Source organism: Enterobacter sp. PL_is511 (assembly GCF_055816065.1).
This window is the reverse complement of the sequence record NZ_JBVPGP010000024.1, coordinates 1,334,248-1,352,181: the sequence shown is the minus strand read 5'-3', so window position 1 is coordinate 1,352,181 and position 17,934 is coordinate 1,334,248. Positions and strand designations below refer to the sequence as shown.

Here is a 17,934-nt window from a genome sequence, read left to right as displayed (position 1 = left end):
ATGTTATAAGGTGCTGGCTTATATCACGATAGGGACAAATGACTTTCAGCGCGCCGTGAACTTTTATGACGCTATTTTTAACGTGCTGGGCTATTCACGTCTGCCCGCCTGGACTGATAGCTGGGCAATGTGGGGAAACGAAAATCATCCGGATGACGAATTTAGCTTCTGCATTTGTCCTCCTTTTGACCAGCAACCCGCGACGGCGGGAAACGGGACAATGTTCGCATTCAGAGCCGATAACGCGGAAATTGTCAGACGCTTCCATGCAGCAGGCCTTCTTGCGGGAGGAAAGGATGAAGGCGTGCCCGGTACACGAACCGCCTACGGCCCCGATTTTTATATTGCCTATCTGCGCGATCCTGACGGGCATAAACTGGCATGCGTTTACCGGAATTATTCACCTGATGCAGATACGCTCTCAGGAGAAAAAGAGTCACTTCACTAATAAAGTTTTACGGTATGGTCCGCTTTTAGCGAAGAGCGGACAAGCGATATTCGAATCTATAACCCAGAATCGAATTATTTCCAACAGCCCTGCATAGTAAATGGTGTGTGAGGTGTTACGAACCTACTTTTACTTACTATAAAAACAGTTATCAAACTATGCTGATGAACTCTTAATTAAGGAAATTGTTTTGCAACTTCACTCTCCTCGACTGTATCTTCGTCCCGTAACTAAATCTGATCTCGATGATCTTTTCAGAATTTATGGTGATCCGGCTACGAACACCTTTAACCCAGCTGGGCCGTATCCTGACATACAGCATGCAAAAAATGTTTTAGTTCGTTGGGTCAACCACTGGGAAACTCACGGTTTCGGAAACTGGGCAATCTCTTTGAAGGATAGCCCTGATAGAATCATTGGTTTTGGCGGTCTGAGTATCAGCAGTTATGCTGATATAATAATTAATAACTTAGGATATCGTTTCGCCACAGAGGCATGGGGAAAAGGTCTGGCGACAGAGTTCTCGAAAAACTCTGTCAGATATGGTTTTTGTGAGTTAAAGCTGACCGAGATCTCTGCCGTAGTTAGAGGTAACCACGTGGCATCGCAGAAAGTTCTTCAAAAAGCTGGGTTGAAATACATAAAAGAGATTTATGATGTGAAAGACGCGCCGCCGAGCCTGCTTTTCTCTCTCACGCATAGTGAATGGTTAAGACAATCAATGTGAGTGTACTTACTCTACATCATTTAAATAAAAGAATCATTCTGCGGTGTTCAGAAAAAAACCAATGTACGTCACTGGCACTGAGCGGACATGCTAACTGAGCTAAAGGTCAGCGGTGAGCAAGAATCGGATCTTTAGTTTTCGAATTGAACGTATGTGATGAGTATTATATGCTCATCCATATACACTACAAAAAGAGACTGTTAATGACGACGTTCGGTGCTATTTTAAAAGCCCACCACATTGACTATAAACCTACTAATCGTTCATCTTTGGATGAGTGGTTTTATTCTATTATGGATATACCAATCGATGAGCTCAGTATTTTTGACATATCCAGATCAATCAGACAAGATGTCTTTTTGGAGTATGTTTTACCAAGAGCTGAGGCTTTTTTATACGAAGATCCTTTAGCTGGAGATTATGACGGGCAACTTCTTTACGATATTTCGATGCTGACTGAAGCACAGCCCCCTTCGATAATGGCGATTTTGAAGCGGATTAGCGCCTATTTGAGTCAGTTGGATAAACATAATCTTGACAGCCAATCAATTAAATCTATTGAAAAAATATCAGCACTTGCTCGCAATTGATATTTTTAAGCATTGAGAGAAATTCATCCACAATTAAGATGTTACAATGTTAGCAAAATCTGCTTCTGCCAATTACTGTGGGATAATTACTTCTTCAAATCAGGATACCCGTTTTAAGGTCAAGCTTAAAAGGTTCCCAGCCTCCTGGCGGGTCCCACTCTCCCTGTCCAAGCACTGTATCATTCTCTATTGATGTTATGATTACACCATCAATGGCACACTGCCTGGATTTCCAGATAACGCCCGCAGCAATATCCACCAGGAAAACGTGGCAGTAAGTGGCGACCAGAACCCGGTCATGTAGCTTGTCTGCATGGATGTCAGGAACTGAATAAATATGTCCAACGTAATCATCTAGTGGATGGCTTTTGAACATGTGTGTGGCCATGTCAAAAACATGAAAATGGTCGCCACAAATAATAGCCACGTGAGATTCATTCAGAAGAAACTCAGAAAAGGCGCTGGAAATAAGCCAGCCATCCTCATCTGCACGTATATATAACTGTAAAATCAGAAGGGGCTCGCCGTCGTTACTCATTAGCAACCGCCGATCTTTTTCTCCCTTAGAGCCAAAAGGATTGACGTCTATTATCGAAACACCTTCCGTTTCATCGCCGGGCGTGGCCTGTTCAAGATAAGTCGCTTGTAATGTCATGGAGTATTCCGAGTGTATAATGCAGAAGTATTCATACTACTTTACAAGCTGAGGTCATGACAGCAGCATATCCCAACAAACGGATGGCTCTGGCGACAAAAACACTCACCTTCCCAGTGCCGCAACAATTGTCCCCTCCATTTTCTCGGGCGTAGTCATTGGTGCAAAGCGCTTGAGGGATTTACCGTCACGCCCGATCAGAAATTTAGTAAAGTTCCACTTAATCCGCCCACCCAGCACGCCGGGCAATTCGTCTTTCAGATAACGAAAAATCGGATGTGCTGCGGCGCCGTTGACCTCGACTTTCTCGAACATGGGAAAGCTGACGCCGTAGTTAATGTAACAGGTCTTTGAGATGTCGTCGGCTCCGCCAGGCTCCTGCTTACCGAACTGGTTGCAGGGGAAGCCAAGCACCACCAGCCCTTGATCGGCGTATTTTTTGTACAGCGCTTCAAGACCCGCATACTGGGGCGTAAAGCCGCACTGGCTGGCCGTATTAACAACCAGAACCACCCTACCCGCATAGTCGGCCATAGAGATCGGTCGGCCATCAAGGCTGGTAGCGGTAAATTCGTAAAAGCGCGTCATCTGTGTGGTACCTGTTCTGCTAAATCGAGAGGTGGATACAAAAATACGAGGTTCAGGACTGACATTCCAGATCTTCGCGAGTGGGCCCCTGAAAGTAGACGGTACCAATATGGCAGCTACGGGGCTGAGTCAGCACAAAACGCACCGTTTCCCAGACAGATCGTCCATTCATTAAGCGCTCCCCCATTCGTGAGCGATCGTCGACAAGCGCGTCTAACCCGGTAAGTTCAAAATCGGGTGGATACAAGCCGGTCACCCTTATATTTTCCCGGGACAATTGTTTTGACAGTTTGGTGATAAAGCCGCTCATTCCATGTTTGCTGGCAAAAAAAGCGGGATGGGCAATGGAATCTGTAAAATTCGGAATACCGCATGCGGAAATAATCGCAATGATGTCAGCGCTCTCTGAGCGTCGCAATCCAGGAAGCAGCGCCTGGGTGAGCAGGATTGAACCTGTCAGGCCTGAACTGACGGTATTGACGATTTCTGTGCTCGATTGTTCGTCTATAGTCCCTGACAGCCACTGAGCAGCATTCAGTAGTAAAATATCGATTGGCCTGTCTGCATGTAAGACCTGCGAAGAGAACTGAGAAACGGATTCCGGCTGGGCTAAATCGCAGAGATACCCTCTTGCCACACCCCCTTCAGCCGCGATGAGGGCGCAGGTTGTTTCTATATCCTCCACCCGACGGGCACTAAAATCCACGTCAACGCCCTCTCGCGCCAGCCAGACGCACAGCGCCTGACCAACTCCCCCACCGCCACCCGTGATAACAGCGCGTTTTCCTCTCAGCATAACTCTGCGTCCTTTATCGTGATGAGTCTGTGTCGGAGGATTTATAGCATGGCGAGGCGGGGTAACATCTTCCCGTTAGTGCCGTGGCGCGAACTTCCCGTCCTACACCGACGACTTCGGCCGTAAATTCTCATCAAACGTCAGCCGTTTCCGTTCAGGCTCAACCTCGCGCAGCGGCTCGACCTGGTGCATAGTGAGCTTGCAGCGTTCCACCAAAACCTGATATTCCCGCGTCCCCTGCTGCTTCCATGCCAGCTCCTGCTCGCTCAGGGCGCGAATCGCTTTGGCCGGGCTGCCGATAATCAAATGGTTGGCGGGCATCTCCGCTTTCGCCTTCACGAACGCCGCCGCGCCGACGATGCTGTTTTCGCCGATGACCGCCCCGTCCATCACCACCGCGTTCATGCCCACCAGCGCATTGCGGCGGATCACGCAGCCGTGAAGAATGGCGCTGTGGCCGATATGCCCATCCTCTTCCACCACCGTGTCCTGCTCCGGGAAACCGTGCATCACGCAGTTATCCTGAATGTTGGCCCCGTCTTTCACCACGATACGGCCAAAATCACCGCGCAGGCTGGCGTTAGGACCAACATAGACGCCTTTGCCCAGAATCACGTCGCCAATCAGCACCGCCGTTGGGTGAACGTAGCTCTCGTCAGGTACCACCGGCGTCAGACCATCAATTTGATAAACAGGCATCTTCACTCCTTATGCGCTTGTAAGACCACCAAAGCGTTGATAGTAGAGCGTGCCGGGCACGGGCAGTTCGCCCACGGAGGTTTCGCCCTTCTCGCTGACAAACGCCAGCGCCCCCGGCGCGACACGCTGATAGATATTAATGCAGAGCTGTCGGGCGCTTTGTCCCGCCCAGTGCGCGGGCAGCAACTCTTCCGGCAGCAGCGGGTCTTTCAGCACCACGCGACGATAAAAATGAATCAGCAGCAGCTGGATCTGGAAGCAGCGTTCCGGCGTCAGATCCTCCGGCGCGGCCTCTTTCAGCAGCGGGAGCAGCGGCCGGAACGAGTTGATAAACGACTCGTACATCGCGTTTTGCTCGGTTAACTGCCAGCACTCTTCTACGCGTGAACGCAGCGCGGCGCGGGAGAGCGCCAGCGGCGAGTGGGCTTCAAAGAAAATCACGTTTTCCGCCACCCCGGCATCGTGAAGCAGAGACTGCACGTCTGCCAGATGCTGCGACGGCGAGGCCATCAGGCTCGGGGCCAGCGTGCCAAACCCCTGCCAGATCAGCTGTTTTTTGACGTCGGCGAGGGTGGTTTTGTCCAGCCCTTCTGAGAGCAGCAATAGCCATTTTCCGTCCCAGGCGGGCAGTTCCGCACGGTAGATCTTATTCTCCGCACGGCGCGTCAGGCGCAGCCCCTTATCGCTCAGGCGGTAAAAGCTGCGTCGCCCGAGGCGGGAAACATCCAGCCAGCCCTCTTTGTTAAGGCGAAACAGCGCGGTGCGTACAAAGCGCTCTCCAAATCCCATCCCTTCCAGTAACGCGGCCAGGCTGCCGAGCCAAATCTCTCCGCCGCGATGGGAAAGCGCGTCACCGTATAACGAGGAGATAAGCGAGGTCCCGCTGACGGGAACGGAACTGACCGCGTGCTGGATAAAGGCGTCGAGTTTATTCATGTGATTCATTCTGTTGTTATTTTTGTCCTGGATGAATCATAGCATAGGACCCACACCCTAACCCTCTCCCAAAGGGAGAGGGCCGGGGTGTGGGAAAACTTAACCGTTGGCCGCCGCTTTACGCAGGTCAAACACCCGGCAGGCTTTCCCCTCTGAGCGCGGGATGCTGCCGCAGTTCACGATCGTCACGTCGGTGGAAATCCCCACCATTGACTTAATGCGGTGGCGCAGCTGGTGACACACCTGGCAACGCTGCTCGTGCGTCAGCGTGAGGCTGCTCTCTTTCAGCTCCACCTTCACGGAAAGTGAATCAAGATGCCCGCGACGGTTCACCTCCAGCTGGTAGTGCGGCGAAAGATGTTCGAACTTCACAATCTCCTCTTCCAGCTGCGACGGGAAGACGTTGACGCCGCGAATGATCAGCATATCGTCGCTGCGGCCGCTGATGCGATCCATACGGCGCATGCTGCGCGCGGTTGCCGGGAGCAGACGCGTCAGGTCGCGGGTGCGGTAGCGGATCACCGGCAGCGCCTCTTTGGTCAGCGTGGTGAACAGAAGTTCGCCCTGCTGACCGTCATCCAGCGGCGTGCCGTCGTTCGGGTTGACAATCTCCGGGTAGAAATGATCTTCCCAGATGGTCGGGCCGTCGACGGTTTCGATACACTCCATCGCCACGCCTGGCCCCATCACTTCGGAGAGGCCATAGATGTCCAGGGCGGTAATGCCTAAGCGTTTTTCAATTTCGCGACGCATGGCCTGCGTCCACGGCTCGGCGCCGAAGACGCCCACGCGCAGGGAACAGGTGCTGGCATCGCCGCCCATCTGACGCTCCAGTTCCTCAATCAGGTTGAGGCAGTAGGATGGCGTCACCATGATCATGTCCGGCTGGAAATCGCGGATCAGCTGCGCCTGCTTCTCCGTCTGGCCGCCGGACATCGGGATCACCGTCGCGCCTAAACGCTCGGCGCCGTAGTGCGCCCCCAGCCCTCCGGTAAAGAGGCCATAGCCATACGCCACGTGAATTTTGTCCTTCGCGCTGCCGCCCGCGGCGCGCAGGGAGCGCGCCACGAGGTTGGCCCAGTTGTCGATGTCACCCTGGGTGTAGCCGACAACCGTCGGTTTGCCGGTGGTGCCGGATGAGGCGTGAATGCGCACCACCTGCTCCATCGGCACGGCGAAGGTATCGAACGGATAATTATCCCGCAGGTCCTGCTTGGTGGTGCACGGGAACTTACGGATATCCGCCAGCTCTTTGAAATCGTCAGGATGAACGCCCGCGGCGTCAAACTTGCGTTTGTACATCGGCACGTTGCTGTAGGCGTGATGCAGCGTCCACTTCAGACGTTCGGTCTGCAGCGCCTGTAACTCGTCAAGGGAGGCCGTTTCAATCGGATCAAGCTTTGTTGTATTTGTCATTGTAGGGTACTCACATTGTTTTATGCTCAAACACGCTCAAGGATCATGGCAATGCCCTGACCCACACCGATGCACATCGTACACAGCGCGTAGCGCCCGCCGCGTCGGTGCAGTTCGTTACTCGCGGCCAGCGCCAGCCTGGCACCGCTCATGCCCAGCGGGTGGCCCAGCGCAATCGCGCCACCGTTCGGGTTGACGTGCGCGGCATCATCCGGCAGGCCCAGCTGACGCAGCACGCCCAGCGCCTGCGCGGCGAAAGCTTCGTTAAGCTCGATCACGTCCATATCGTTAATGCTGAGTCCGGCGCGCTCCAGCACCCTGCGAGTGGCCGGTACCGGGCCGAGCCCCATCAGACGTGGCTCCACGCCCGCCGTCGCCATCGCCACGATCCGCGTGCGCGGGACTAACCCCTGTGCCAGCGCCATCTTCTCGCTGGCGACGATCAGCGCCGCAGCGCCGTCGTTGACGCCGGAGGCATTTCCCGCCGTAACCACTCCGTTATTACGGAACGGCGTTTTCAGACCGGCAAGCTGCTCGAGCGTGGTGTCCGCGCGCGGATGTTCATCCACGCTGAACGCTGTGACTGCCCCTTTTTTGCCCGGCACCAGCACCGGCACAATCTCCTGCGCCAGAATGCCGTTCTGCTGCGCCTGCGCGGTACGCTGCTGGCTGCGCAGCGCGAACGCGTCCTGATCGGTACGGCTAATATTTAACAATTCAGCTACATTCTCTGCCGTTTCCGGCATACTGTCAGTTCCGAATTGCTGATGCATGAGCGGATTCACAAATCGCCAGCCGATGGTGGTATCGAAGATCTCCGCCTGACGCTGAAACGCGGCGGTGGCTTTGCCCATCACAAACGGCGCGCGGGACATCGACTCCACGCCGCCCGCGATCAGCAGGTCGCCGTCGCCCGCCTTAATGGTGCGGGCGGCAAAACCAATCGCGTCCAGCCCGGAACCGCACAAGCGGTTAAGGGTGGTCCCGGACACCGTCTGCGGCAGCCCGGCCAGCAGGGAAGACATGCGCGCCACGTTGCGGTTATCTTCCCCCGCCTGGTTGGCGCAGCCGAAAATCACGTCGTCAATCCGCTCCAGATCGAGCTGCGGGTAGCGGGCGAGCAGCGCGCGCAGCGGCACGGCGCCGAGATCGTCGGTTCGGACTGCGGCAAGCGCGCCACCGTAGCGCCCCACCGGGGTTCGAACGCCATCACAAATAAATGCGTCACGCATCTGCCTCTCCTGTCACGCTGCCGCCGATGCGGTGAGATTTTCCGCGAAAAAGGGCGACGGTTTTCTGTTGTTGGTTCTGGATTTCAATGTCATACACGCCGGTCAGCCTGCCCTGATGCTTCACCCGCGCGGTGGCGGTGAGCGTGTCCCCGGCAAAACCCGGACGCAGAAAATCAATCGAGCAGCCGGAGGCTACCGCCGCCAGCCCCTGGCTGTTGCAGGCGTAGGCAAAAGCGGTGTCCGCCAGCGAAAAAAGCTGGCCGCCGTGGCAGGTTTTATGGCCGTTCAGCATCTGCGGGGTGATGGTCATGGTCACCACCGCGTAGCCCTCATCCATCTCGACAATGTCCATTCCCATTGCCTGCGCGCAGGCGTCCCGTTCGTACATCGCGCGGGCGTTATGCCAGGCGTTATGACTCATAGCTACTCTCCAGAAGCGCGCGCTGGCGCAGCAGTGAACAGGGGCGATAACGCTCTTCGCCGTAATGACGCTGCAGGTTCTCCAGCAGCGTCAGCAGGCGCTGCCAGCCCAGGCGCTCGCCCCAGGCGATCGGCCCGCTCGGGTAGTTCACGCCGAGGCGCATAGCGGTATCGATGTCCTTCTCGCTGGCGACCCCTTTTTGCAGGGCATCAAGCGCCTCGTTGGCAATCATCGCCAGCGTCCGCCAGATCAGCAGGCCGGGATAATCGGCAATTTGCACCACCCGATGCCCCTGCTGCTGCAGGTAGCGGATGGCTTTTTGCGTCGCGGTATACGGGTTGCTGGCGGCGGCGGCAATGACCGCCACGTCACGCTCAATGCGGTCCACCACCACCACCGGGCCGTTGAGCCGCAGCGCCAGCGCCTGCGCAGTCTCGCCCTGCGTTTCAATCAGATACACATCATCAATTTCGGTGACACCGTCACGTCTTTTTTCCACGCGCATCGGGCTATAGCTATCGTTCACCGACTCAACCCACTGCACGTCAGGTTTGTCACCCTGCCAGTCATAAACGCCTTTCCCGCTCTTTTTGCCCAGCCTTCCTGCCAGCACCAGCTCCTGCTGCACCAGCGAAGGCAGAAAACGACGCTCCTGCCAGAAGGCGTTAAATACCGAGCAGGTCACCGCAAAGTTCACGTCCTGACCAATCATGTCGGTCAGCTCCAGCGGCCCCATAGGGAAGCCGCCGCCTTCCCGCAGGGCGGCGTCAATCACCTCCGGAGGGGCAACCTGCTCTTCCAGCGCGCGCCAGGCTTCGGAATAGAACGGACGGGCGACGCGGTTGACGATGAACCCCGGCGTTGACTGGCAGCGAACGGGCTGTTTGCCCCAGTTCAGCGCCAGCTCGCACAGCGCGTCGGCCACTTCCGCAGAGGTCGCCAGCCCGCTGACCACTTCCACCAGCTTCATCACCGGCGCCGGGTTAAAGAAGTGCAGCCCTGCGACCCGCTCCGGGTGGTGGACGTCCGCCGCAATCGCCGTGACGGAGATGGAAGAGGTATTGCTGGTCAGCACCGTCTGCGGCGGGCAGATCTCAGCCAGTTGAGCAAACAGCGCCTTTTTCACCTCCAGACGCTCTGAGGCCGCTTCTATGACCAGATCGGCCGCGGAGAGCGCGTCGATATCCGTAACGGGAACCAGCCGGGCCAGGATCTGGCTCCCGGCATCGTCGGAGAGTTTTCCGCGCGTTACCCGGGAGGCCAGACGCTGGCGGATCCCGTCGATGGCGCGCGATATCGCATCGCTGGAGATGTCGTAGATCAGCACCTGATGACCGTGGCTGGCGGCGACTTCGGAAATCCCTGCGCCCATCGTGCCGCTGCCGATCACGGCGACAGTCCGTATATTCAGCATCTTATTTCCCCGTAAAGTTCGGCGTGCGCTTCGTCAGGAAGGCGCTGACGCCCTCGCGGTAATCGTCGCTGCGTCCGGCCAGACGCTGATAGTCGCGCTCCAGATCGAGCTGGGCGTCCAGGGTATTGGTTTCCGCAGCGTTGATGGCCTGCTTGATCAGCCCCAGCCCGAAGGTCGGCTGCGACGCAAAATGCAGCGCCATCTGCTGCGCCGTGGTGGAGAGCTGCTCGTCATCCACCACCTGCCAGATCATCCCCCACGCCTGCGCCTGTTCGGCGCTGAGTTTGTCCCCGAGCAGCGCTAGCCCCATGGCGCGGGCGCGTCCCGCCACGCGCGGTAGCAGCCAGGTGCCGCCGCAGTCCGGCACCAGGCCGAGCTTGCTGAAGGCCATCACGAAGTTGGCGGAACGGGCCGCAATCACCATGTCGCACCCCAGCGCCAGCGTGGCCCCCGCACCTGCCGCCACGCCGTTAACGGCACAGATGACCGGCTTCGGCAGCTTTGCCAGGCGGCGAACCAGCGGGTTATAGAAGGTTTCAACGGACATCCCCAGATCCGGCGCCGGGCCGTTGGGGTCGACGTTGCGGTCATTCAGATCCTGACCGGCACAGAAGCCCCGTCCTGCCCCGGTGATCAGCAGACAGCGCACGGTGTCATCACGCTCGGCCTGTTTCAGGCACTCGGCCAGCTGCTGGTGCATCACGTCATTGAAGCTGTTCAGACGCTCCGGACGGTTCAGCGTAATGGTCATCACGCCCTGTTCTACATGACTGAGAATAAATTCCACAATTAGCGTCCTTTAAAGTCGGGGGTGCGTTTTTGTAAGAAGGCGTCGATGCCCTCCCGGCGGTCTTCGGTGGCGGAAAGCAGCGTAAACAGCTGGCGCTCCTGCGCGAGCCCGGCCTGGAGCGGTACCTCCTGAGACTGGCGCAGCGCCTGTTTCGCCGCCTGCAGCGCCAGCGGCGAGTGGCGCGCCATCAGGGCCGCCTGCTTCAGGGCATACTCCAGCGTCAGCGCTGCCGGGAAAACATCGCTCACCAGCCCGGCTCTCAGCGCCTGTTGTGCAGTTATGCTCTCGCCCGTCAGCACCATTTTGCTGGCCAGGGATTTCCCGACGCTGCGAATCAGACGCTGGGTGCCGCCCGCGCCGGGCATAATGCCGAGCGTGATTTCCGGCAGGCCGAAACGGGCGTTGTCACCGGCAATCACCACGTCGCACAGCAGCGCCAGCTCGCAGCCCGCGCCCAGCGCGAAGCCGTTCACGGCGGCGATCAGCGGTTTGCTGAACGCGTTAATGCGTGCCCACAGCTGTGGGCGAATATCGTTCAGGGTGGCAGACAGGTCTTTCTCCGCCATTTCGTTGAGATCGGCCCCGGCGGCAAAGCAGCGCTCGCTGCCGTAAATCACGCAGACGGCAATGTCGGCATCCACGGCGGTGGCCTCAAGCTGTTCCGCAAGCTGGGTTAACAGCGCGTTGTTGAGGGCGTTGCGCGCCGCCGGACGGTTGAGCGTCAGCTGCAGCACGCGGCCATGACGGGTAGCAATAAGTTCGCTCATGCCATCCCCTTCGCGTCGAAGTCGACAATCACGTCGGCGGTTAACGGCAGCGACTGGCAGCTCAGCACATACCCGGCGGCCAGCTCGTCCGGCTCCAGGCTGTAGTTGGTCGCCATGTCCACTTTCCCGCGCAGCACTTTGCATTTACAGGTGGCGCAGACGCCGCCCTTGCAGGCATACGGCAGATCCGCGCCCTGACGCAGGGCGGCATCGAGAATACTTTCATCATCTGCCGTCAGGGTGATTTCACGGTCGCGCCCGTCCTGGCGCACGGTCACTTTCTGGCCTTCCGCCTGTACGTGCACCGCGCGCTTAACGGTGATTCCGGAGGTGTTAAAACGCTCAAGGTGAATGGATTTGTCCGGCATCCCCAGCGCCTTCAGCGTGGCTTCGGCGTCGTCCATCATCGCCGACGGGCCGCAGATAAAGGCCTCGTCATACTGGCGGAAGTTGATCAGGGTTTTCGCCAGCGCCTGCAGTTTTTCCCCGTCGATGCGGCCAAAGAGCAGATCGCTGTCCAGCCGCTCCTGGCTGAAGATGGAGACCAGCTGCAGCCGCTGCGGGTATTTGTCCTTCAGGTCCGCCAGCGCCTGGCGGAACATCATGCTCTGGCTGCTGCGGTTGCCGTAGATCAGGGTGAAATGGCTGTTCGGTTCGGTCTCAAGCGTCGCGGAGATAATCGCCAGCATCGGGGTGATCCCCGAGCCTGCCGCAATTGCCAGGTAGTGGCCCTCGCGGTCAGCCCTCGGCTGGTAGCCAAACTGCCCCTGAGGAACCATCACCTCCAGCGCCATGCCCGCTTTGATCTCATCCCGGGCATAGCGGGAAAAGCGCCCGCCGTCGATGGCTTTGACCGCCACGCTGATTTCGCCCGGAGCGGTACTCCGGCAGATGGAGTAGCAGCGGCGCAGCTCGTCTCCGCCAAGCGTCGTTTTTAACGTCAGGTGCTGGCCGGGACGAAAGCGGTAGGCCTCCTGCAGCGCCTGCGGCACCGCAAAGGTAATGGTCACCGCGTCGCGGGTTTCGGGTTCCACTTTTGCCACTGTTAATGAATGAAACGTTGTCATGGCAGCCTCAAATACATTTGAAATAGTCGAAGGGCTCACGGCAGGAATTGCAGCGGTAGAGCGCTTTGCAGGCCGTCGAGCCAAATTCACTGATAAGCGAGGTGTCGGTGCTGGCGCAGCGCGGACAGCTCACCTCCACCGGCGCGTGCGCGTGACAGCTATGCCCCACCGGCGGACTGATGCCGTACGCCCGCAGGCGCTCGCGCGCGTCGGCGGTCATCCAGTCGGTGGTCCAGGCGGGTTCAAGCTGAAGTACAATGTGCACCGGGGTAAAGCCGTGCGCGGTCATCGCATCGCGGATCGCCCCCAGCAGATGTTCCGTTGCAGGACAGCCCGAGTAGGTTGGCGTGAAGCCGATAACCCAGCCTTCCCCCTGCGCCTTCACGCTGCGCACCATGCCTAAATCGGTGATGGTTAACACCGGCACTTCCGGGTCCGGGATCTGGCTTAGCAGCGCCCAGATCTGCGGGATTTGCGCGGGCGCGATGTCGACGAGGCGTTGCATAGCGTTCTCCTTTACCACTGCTGACCGGGATACGCGCGCTGGAGATACTGCATTTCCGCCAGCATCGGGCCCAGATGTTCGGTGTGCAGCCCCTGCTTGCCCCCAGTGCGGTACGCCACCTCTGCGGGCACCTGCAGGCAGGCTTCATTCAGACCGGCATACACTTCGCTTTCCCACGGCTGACGCAGGAGGCGCGGGTCAACCGCCACGCCGGACTCAATCAGCTCCCGTTCGACGTCATCAGCTTCAAACAGCTCGGCCGTAAAACGCCACAGGCTTTCGATGGCCTGCTGCATTTTTTGCGCGGACGTTTCGGTCCCGTCGCCCAGACGCACCAGCCAGCCGCGGCTGAAGCGCAGGTGGTAGCGCGCCTCTTTAATCGCTTTGGCGGCAATGGCGGCAAGCTGGCCGTCGCGGCTTTGGGTCAGGCGTTCATACAGCGCCACGTTCCAGGCATCCATCAGGTACTGGCGGGCAATCGTGTCGGCGAAGCTGCCGTTCGGCTGCTCCACGAGCAGCACATTGCGGAACTGGCGCTCGTCGCGGCCAAACGCCAGCGTGTCTTCATCGCCCTGGCCTTCCCGCTCCGCGGCATAGGTCAGGAAATTGCGCGCCTGGCCCAGCAGGTCGAGGCCGATATTGGCGAGCGCGAGATCGATCTCCAGCTCCGGCGCGTGGCCGCACCAGGCGCCGAGACGCTGGGAGAGCACCAGACCGTTATCGCCCAGACGCAGGGCATAGGCAGTCACTGAATTCATTCTTTGCCTCACATGTGCTCGATGCCGTCAGGGATGGTGTAGAACGTCGGATGGCGGTAAACCTTGCTTTCCGCCGGGTCGAAGAACTCGCCGCGCTCTTCCGGCTGGGAGGCGACAATCTCGCTCGCCTTAACCACCCAGATAGAACAGCCTTCGCTGCGGCGGGTGTAGGCATCACGCGCATTTTCCAGCGCCATGCGATCGTCGGCGGCATGCAGACTGCCCACGTGACGGTGGGATAACCCTTGTTTGCTGCGTACGAACACTTCGTACAGCGGCCAGTAGACATTGCTCATCGTGATTCCTCTTAAGCCACTTTGCGGGCGTGTTGTTTTTCCGCGTGCGCCAGTGCGGCTTCCCGCACCCACGCCCCCTCTTCCCAGGCTTTGCGTTTGGCGGCCAGGCGTTCGTGGTTGCAGATGCCGCGCCCGTTAATGACCTCGTCAAACTCCTGCCAGTCGATCTCGCCGAAGCGATAATGACCGCTCTCTTCATCCAAACGCAGGTCGGGATCGGGCACCGTCATGCCCAGCATCTCCACCTGCGGCACCGTGTTGTCGACAAAGCGCTGGCGCAGCTCGTCGTTGCCGAAGCGTTTGATTTTCCACGCCAGGCTGCGGGCGCTGTTCGGCGAATTGTCGTCGTTTGGTCCGAACATCATTAGCGCCGGCCACCAGAAGCGGTTGATGGCGTCCTGCAGCATCTGGCGCTGGGCCTCGCTCCCCTGCGCCAGCGCCATGCAGGCTTCAAAGCCCTGGCGCTGGTGGAAGCTCTCTTCTTTACAGATTTTCACCATCGCGCGGGCATACGGACCGTAGGAGGTTCGGCACAGCGCCACCTGGTTGACGATGGCCGCGCCGTCCACCAGCCAGCCGATCACGCCGATATCGGCCCAGCTCAGGGTCGGATAGTTGAAGATGGAGGAGTATTTCATCTTGCCGTCGAGCATCTTCTGGTAGATGTCTTCCCGCGCGCAGCCCAGCGTTTCCGCCGCGCTGTAGAGGTAAAGCCCGTGTCCGGCTTCGTCCTGCACCTTCGCCAGCAGGATCGCTTTTCGGCGCAGCGTCGGGGCGCGGGTGATCCAGTTCCCTTCCGGCAGCATGCCGACAATTTCGGAGTGCGCATGCTGGCCAATCTGGCGGATCAACGTCTTACGGTAGGCGTCAGGCATCCAGTCCTGAGGCTCAATCGCCGTCTCCTGCGCTATGCGCTGCTCAAACCGTTGTTCTTGCGTCACGTCATCACCTTTATGATTCGTTAGTTTGCAAATTAAAGCGTAATGTTGAATCACTTTGTTTTTTAAAAGCTACACAAAGGTTAAATATAACCCCAAGAATTGTTTCCTTGTTTTGTGATATCGCTCGCAAGGCTTTTACTGCAGGCTTACTGAAGAGCGTCCTCGCGCGCCACGTTTCATCAGAGCGGATCACAATGTTAACAATTCATTAAAACTCAGCTTGATTTTTATGATTCATGATCAAACTATTAATGGGTAAATTACGTAACATTTGGAGATAAGCGATGCAGCAGTTAGCCAGCTTCTTATCCGGTACCTGGCAGTCTGGCCGGGGCCGCGAACGCACTATTCATCACGCCATCAGTGGCGAAGCGCTGTGGAGCGTGACCAGCGAAGGGCTGGACATGGCGGCCGCCCGTCGCTATGCGATTGAGCGCGGCGGCGAAGCGCTTCACGCGATGACCTTTATCGAACGCGCGGCCATGCTGAAGGCGGTGGCAAAGCACCTGCTTAGCGAGAAAGAGACGTTTTATGCCCTGTCCGCCCAGACCGGAGCGACGAAGGCGGACAGCTGGGTCGATATCGAAGGCGGGATCGGCACCCTCTTCACTTACGCCAGCCTTGGCAGCCGCGAGCTGCCGGATGACACCGTGTGGCCGGAAGACGAGCTGATCCCGCTATCAAAAGAAGGCGGCTTTGCCGCGCGTCACGTGCTGACCTCCAAATCCGGCGTGGCGGTGCACATCAACGCCTTTAACTTCCCCTGCTGGGGGATGCTGGAAAAGCTGGCCCCGACCTGGCTTGCCGGCATGCCCGCCATCATCAAACCCGCTACCGCTACCGCGCAGGTGACGCAGGCGATGGTGAAATCCATCGTCGACAGCGGGCTGGTGCCGGACGGCGCCATCAGCCTGATCTGCGGTGGCGCCGGGGATCTGCTCGACCAGCTCGACAGCCAGGACGTGGTGACCTTTACCGGCTCCGCCAGCACCGGGCAAAGCCTGCGCGTGCACCCGAATATTGTGGCGAATTCGATTCCGTTCACCATGGAAGCCGACTCCCTGAACTGCTGCGTGCTGGGGGAAGACGTCACGCCGGAGCAGCCGGAGTTTGCCCTGTTCATTCGGGAAGTGGTGCGCGAGATGACCGCCAAAGCCGGGCAGAAATGTACGGCCATTCGCCGCATTATCGTCCCGCAAAACCAGATTGACGCCGTGAGCCAGGCGCTGGTTGCCCGGCTGGAAAAGGTGGTTGTGGGCGATCCGGCGCAGGAAGGGGTAAAGATGGGCGCGCTGGTCAACGCCGAACAGCGTGCGGACGTGCAGGAGAAAGTGGAGCAACTGATCGCCGCAGGCTGCCAGGCCCGCCTGGGTGGCAAAGCGGATTTGCAGGCCGCGGGCGCGTTCTACCCGCCGACCCTGCTGTTCTGCCCGCAGCCGGATGAAACTCCGGCAGTGCACTCAACCGAAGCCTTTGGCCCGGTCGCGACGCTGATGCCGTATCGCAACGCGCGCCACGCAATGCAGCTTGCCCGCGCGGGCGGCGGCAGCCTGGCGGGCACGCTGGTCACCGCTGACCAGGACACTGCCCGCCAGTTTATTCTCGGTGCGGCGCGCGCCCACGGGCGTATTCAGATCCTCAACGAGGAAGCCTCGAAAGAGTCCACCGGCCACGGTTCCCCGCTGCCACAGCTGGTGCACGGTGGCCCGGGGCGCGCGGGCGGCGGCGAAGAGCTGGGCGGCCTGCGCGCGGTGAAGCACTACCTGCAGCGCACCGCGATTCAGGGCAGTCCGACCATGCTGGCCGCCATCGGCAAACAGTGGGTGCGTGGCGCAGCGGTGCAGGAAGATCGCGTGCATCCGTTCCGCAAATACTTTGAGGAGCTGCATCCGGGCGACAGCCTGCTGACGCCGCGCCGCACCCTCACGGAAGCGGACATCGTGAACTTTGCCTGCCTGAGCGGCGACCACTTCTACGCCCACATGGACAAGATCGGCGCGGCAGAGTCGATCTTTGGCGAGCGCGTGGTGCACGGCTACTTCCTGATTTCCGCCGCGGCGGGACTGTTCGTTGATGCGGGCGTCGGGCCGGTGATTGCCAACTACGGCATGGAAAACCTGCGCTTTATCGAGCCGGTTAAACCGGGCGATACCATTCAGGTGCGTCTGACCTGCAAACGTAAAACGCTGAAGAAACAGCGTACCGCGGAGGAAAAACCGACGGGCGTGGTGGAGTGGGCGGTTGAGATCTTCAACCAGCACCAGCAGGCCGTGGCGCTCTACTCCATTCTGACGCTGGTGGCGCGCCAGCAGGGTGATTTCAGCTAAGTTCCCTGCTCCTCATCCTCTCCACAATGGCTGAGCGCTCTCAAGTAATGTGCAAGCAGAAGCAATAACGCTGCTTTTAGAATGGCTGAGGGCCTTCAGCGATGCCCTGGTCCGGCTGTAAATCGCTGAGGCGTTTGCCTTCCGGCCGGGGCGAGGCGCCGGGATGCGCCGAGAGAGCGGGCTTTACAGGGATGTTACCTCCGCCCGTACCCGATAAGCCGGAAGGAATAAGCCGAAGGTACCGCGCTGCGGCGATTTACCGCCGGGAGCCCGGGTCGCCAGGGTGGTGGCGACTGAGCCACCCTGGCACGTTCACAGGCCATGTCGTTACAGAGTAGCTAGGAACATAAAGTGAACGGAATGACCACCAGTGCCGTATGTTCCCCCTCACCCCAGCCCTCTCCCTCAAGGGAGAGGGGGCCGTCTGTGCTGACATCATTTGTGGGGTTCCCTCAGCCTCAATGGGGAGGGGAAATGGCCCGGCATGTGATTTACCCCCGCTCTTTTTTTAACCTGGCAAGGCTGACAAATAATCTGGCAGATGCAGGCAAACGCTTTTCT

Annotated in this window: 20 protein-coding genes; 4 read left to right on the top strand and 16 right to left on the bottom strand. The window is 58.6% G+C overall.

Going from position 1 to position 17,934, the window contains the following annotated elements; translation table 11 throughout:
* Positions 1 to 10: 10 nt before the first annotated feature.
* From AC0TN7_RS22065 to AC0TN7_RS22055, 3 genes are all read left to right on the top strand, one after another.
* On the top strand, positions 11 to 448 hold the full coding sequence (locus AC0TN7_RS22065) for a VOC family protein (protein ID WP_048993106.1): 438 nt from the start codon (positions 11 to 13) through the stop codon (positions 446 to 448).
* Positions 449 to 638: 190 nt separating this feature from the next.
* Positions 639 to 1,175 carry a GNAT family N-acetyltransferase gene (locus tag AC0TN7_RS22060; protein WP_463726657.1) on the top strand — a complete coding sequence of 179 codons (537 nt, stop codon included), beginning with the start codon at positions 639 to 641 and terminating at the stop codon, positions 1,173 to 1,175.
* A gap of 203 nt (positions 1,176 to 1,378) precedes the next feature.
* Entirely contained in the window at positions 1,379 to 1,765 is a 387-nt protein-coding gene (locus AC0TN7_RS22055) for a contact-dependent growth inhibition system immunity protein (RefSeq protein WP_048993103.1), read from the top strand.
* Positions 1,766 to 1,859: 94 nt separating this feature from the next.
* Here the strand turns inward: AC0TN7_RS22055 and AC0TN7_RS22050 are convergent, their stop codons facing one another.
* The 16 genes from AC0TN7_RS22050 to paaA all read right to left on the bottom strand — a co-directional run bounded on the left by AC0TN7_RS22050 (position 1,860) and on the right by paaA (position 15,046).
* On the bottom strand, positions 1,860 to 2,420 hold the full coding sequence (locus AC0TN7_RS22050; RefSeq protein WP_048993101.1) for a hypothetical protein: 561 nt from the start codon (positions 2,418 to 2,420) through the stop codon (positions 1,860 to 1,862).
* A gap of 105 nt (positions 2,421 to 2,525) precedes the next feature.
* Complete coding sequence (locus tag AC0TN7_RS22045; RefSeq protein ID WP_463726656.1) at positions 2,526 to 3,008, bottom strand: glutathione peroxidase; 483 nt, start codon at positions 3,006 to 3,008, stop codon at positions 2,526 to 2,528.
* Between the two features lie 52 nt (positions 3,009 to 3,060).
* On the bottom strand, positions 3,061 to 3,804 hold the full coding sequence (locus tag AC0TN7_RS22040; protein WP_463726655.1) for an SDR family oxidoreductase: 744 nt from the start codon (positions 3,802 to 3,804) through the stop codon (positions 3,061 to 3,063).
* Between the two features lie 102 nt (positions 3,805 to 3,906).
* Positions 3,907 to 4,503 carry a phenylacetic acid degradation protein PaaY gene (gene paaY, locus AC0TN7_RS22035; protein WP_048993097.1) on the bottom strand — a complete coding sequence of 199 codons (597 nt, stop codon included), beginning with the start codon at positions 4,501 to 4,503 and terminating at the stop codon, positions 3,907 to 3,909.
* Between the two features lie 9 nt (positions 4,504 to 4,512).
* Entirely contained in the window at positions 4,513 to 5,448 is a 936-nt protein-coding gene (paaX, locus tag AC0TN7_RS22030; RefSeq protein WP_248164348.1) for a phenylacetic acid degradation operon negative regulatory protein PaaX, read from the bottom strand.
* A 90-nt stretch (positions 5,449 to 5,538) separates the two neighbouring features.
* Positions 5,539 to 6,855 (bottom strand): phenylacetate--CoA ligase PaaK, encoded by a 1,317-nt coding sequence (gene paaK / locus AC0TN7_RS22025; protein WP_024908034.1) that lies wholly within the window; start codon positions 6,853 to 6,855, stop codon positions 5,539 to 5,541.
* Between the two features lie 26 nt (positions 6,856 to 6,881).
* Complete coding sequence (gene pcaF / locus AC0TN7_RS22020) at positions 6,882 to 8,087, bottom strand: 3-oxoadipyl-CoA thiolase (RefSeq protein WP_061715253.1); 1,206 nt, start codon at positions 8,085 to 8,087, stop codon at positions 6,882 to 6,884.
* A complete protein-coding gene (gene paaI, locus AC0TN7_RS22015; protein WP_048993092.1) occupies positions 8,080 to 8,508 on the bottom strand; it encodes a hydroxyphenylacetyl-CoA thioesterase PaaI in 429 nt (142 codons plus the stop codon). The genes pcaF and paaI overlap by 8 nt, the downstream gene beginning before the upstream one ends.
* Positions 8,498 to 9,922, bottom strand: coding sequence for a 3-hydroxyacyl-CoA dehydrogenase PaaH (gene paaH / locus AC0TN7_RS22010; protein ID WP_473702462.1), 1,425 nt, complete (start codon positions 9,920 to 9,922; stop codon positions 8,498 to 8,500). Before paaH ends, paaI begins: the two co-directional genes overlap by 11 nt.
* A gap of 1 nt (position 9,923) precedes the next feature.
* On the bottom strand, positions 9,924 to 10,712 hold the full coding sequence (gene paaG / locus AC0TN7_RS22005) for a 2-(1,2-epoxy-1,2-dihydrophenyl)acetyl-CoA isomerase PaaG (protein WP_473702528.1): 789 nt from the start codon (positions 10,710 to 10,712) through the stop codon (positions 9,924 to 9,926).
* Positions 10,712 to 11,479: a 2,3-dehydroadipyl-CoA hydratase PaaF gene (gene paaF / locus AC0TN7_RS22000; RefSeq protein ID WP_473702461.1), complete on the bottom strand. Its 768-nt coding sequence runs from the start codon at positions 11,477 to 11,479 to the stop codon at positions 10,712 to 10,714. Before paaF ends, paaG begins: the two co-directional genes overlap by 1 nt.
* Positions 11,476 to 12,546: a 1,2-phenylacetyl-CoA epoxidase subunit PaaE gene (paaE, locus tag AC0TN7_RS21995; RefSeq protein WP_473702460.1), complete on the bottom strand. Its 1,071-nt coding sequence runs from the start codon at positions 12,544 to 12,546 to the stop codon at positions 11,476 to 11,478. Before paaE ends, paaF begins: the two co-directional genes overlap by 4 nt.
* 7 nt (positions 12,547 to 12,553) lie before the next feature.
* Positions 12,554 to 13,051, bottom strand: a complete 498-nt coding sequence (gene paaD / locus AC0TN7_RS21990) for a 1,2-phenylacetyl-CoA epoxidase subunit PaaD (protein WP_473702459.1) — start codon at positions 13,049 to 13,051, stop codon at positions 12,554 to 12,556.
* 11 nt (positions 13,052 to 13,062) lie between these two features.
* On the bottom strand, positions 13,063 to 13,809 hold the full coding sequence (gene paaC / locus AC0TN7_RS21985) for a 1,2-phenylacetyl-CoA epoxidase subunit PaaC (RefSeq protein WP_473702458.1): 747 nt from the start codon (positions 13,807 to 13,809) through the stop codon (positions 13,063 to 13,065).
* Between the two features lie 8 nt (positions 13,810 to 13,817).
* Positions 13,818 to 14,105, bottom strand: a complete 288-nt coding sequence (gene paaB / locus AC0TN7_RS21980; protein WP_008502380.1) for a 1,2-phenylacetyl-CoA epoxidase subunit PaaB — start codon at positions 14,103 to 14,105, stop codon at positions 13,818 to 13,820.
* 11 nt (positions 14,106 to 14,116) lie between these two features.
* Complete coding sequence (gene paaA / locus AC0TN7_RS21975; RefSeq protein WP_024908043.1) at positions 14,117 to 15,046, bottom strand: 1,2-phenylacetyl-CoA epoxidase subunit PaaA; 930 nt, start codon at positions 15,044 to 15,046, stop codon at positions 14,117 to 14,119.
* 284 nt (positions 15,047 to 15,330) lie between these two features.
* On the opposite strand from paaA, the gene paaZ reads away from it, so the two are divergent.
* Positions 15,331 to 17,373, top strand: coding sequence for a phenylacetic acid degradation bifunctional protein PaaZ (gene paaZ / locus AC0TN7_RS21970; RefSeq protein WP_473702457.1), 2,043 nt, complete (start codon positions 15,331 to 15,333; stop codon positions 17,371 to 17,373).
* Positions 17,374 to 17,934: the final 561 nt, after the last annotated feature.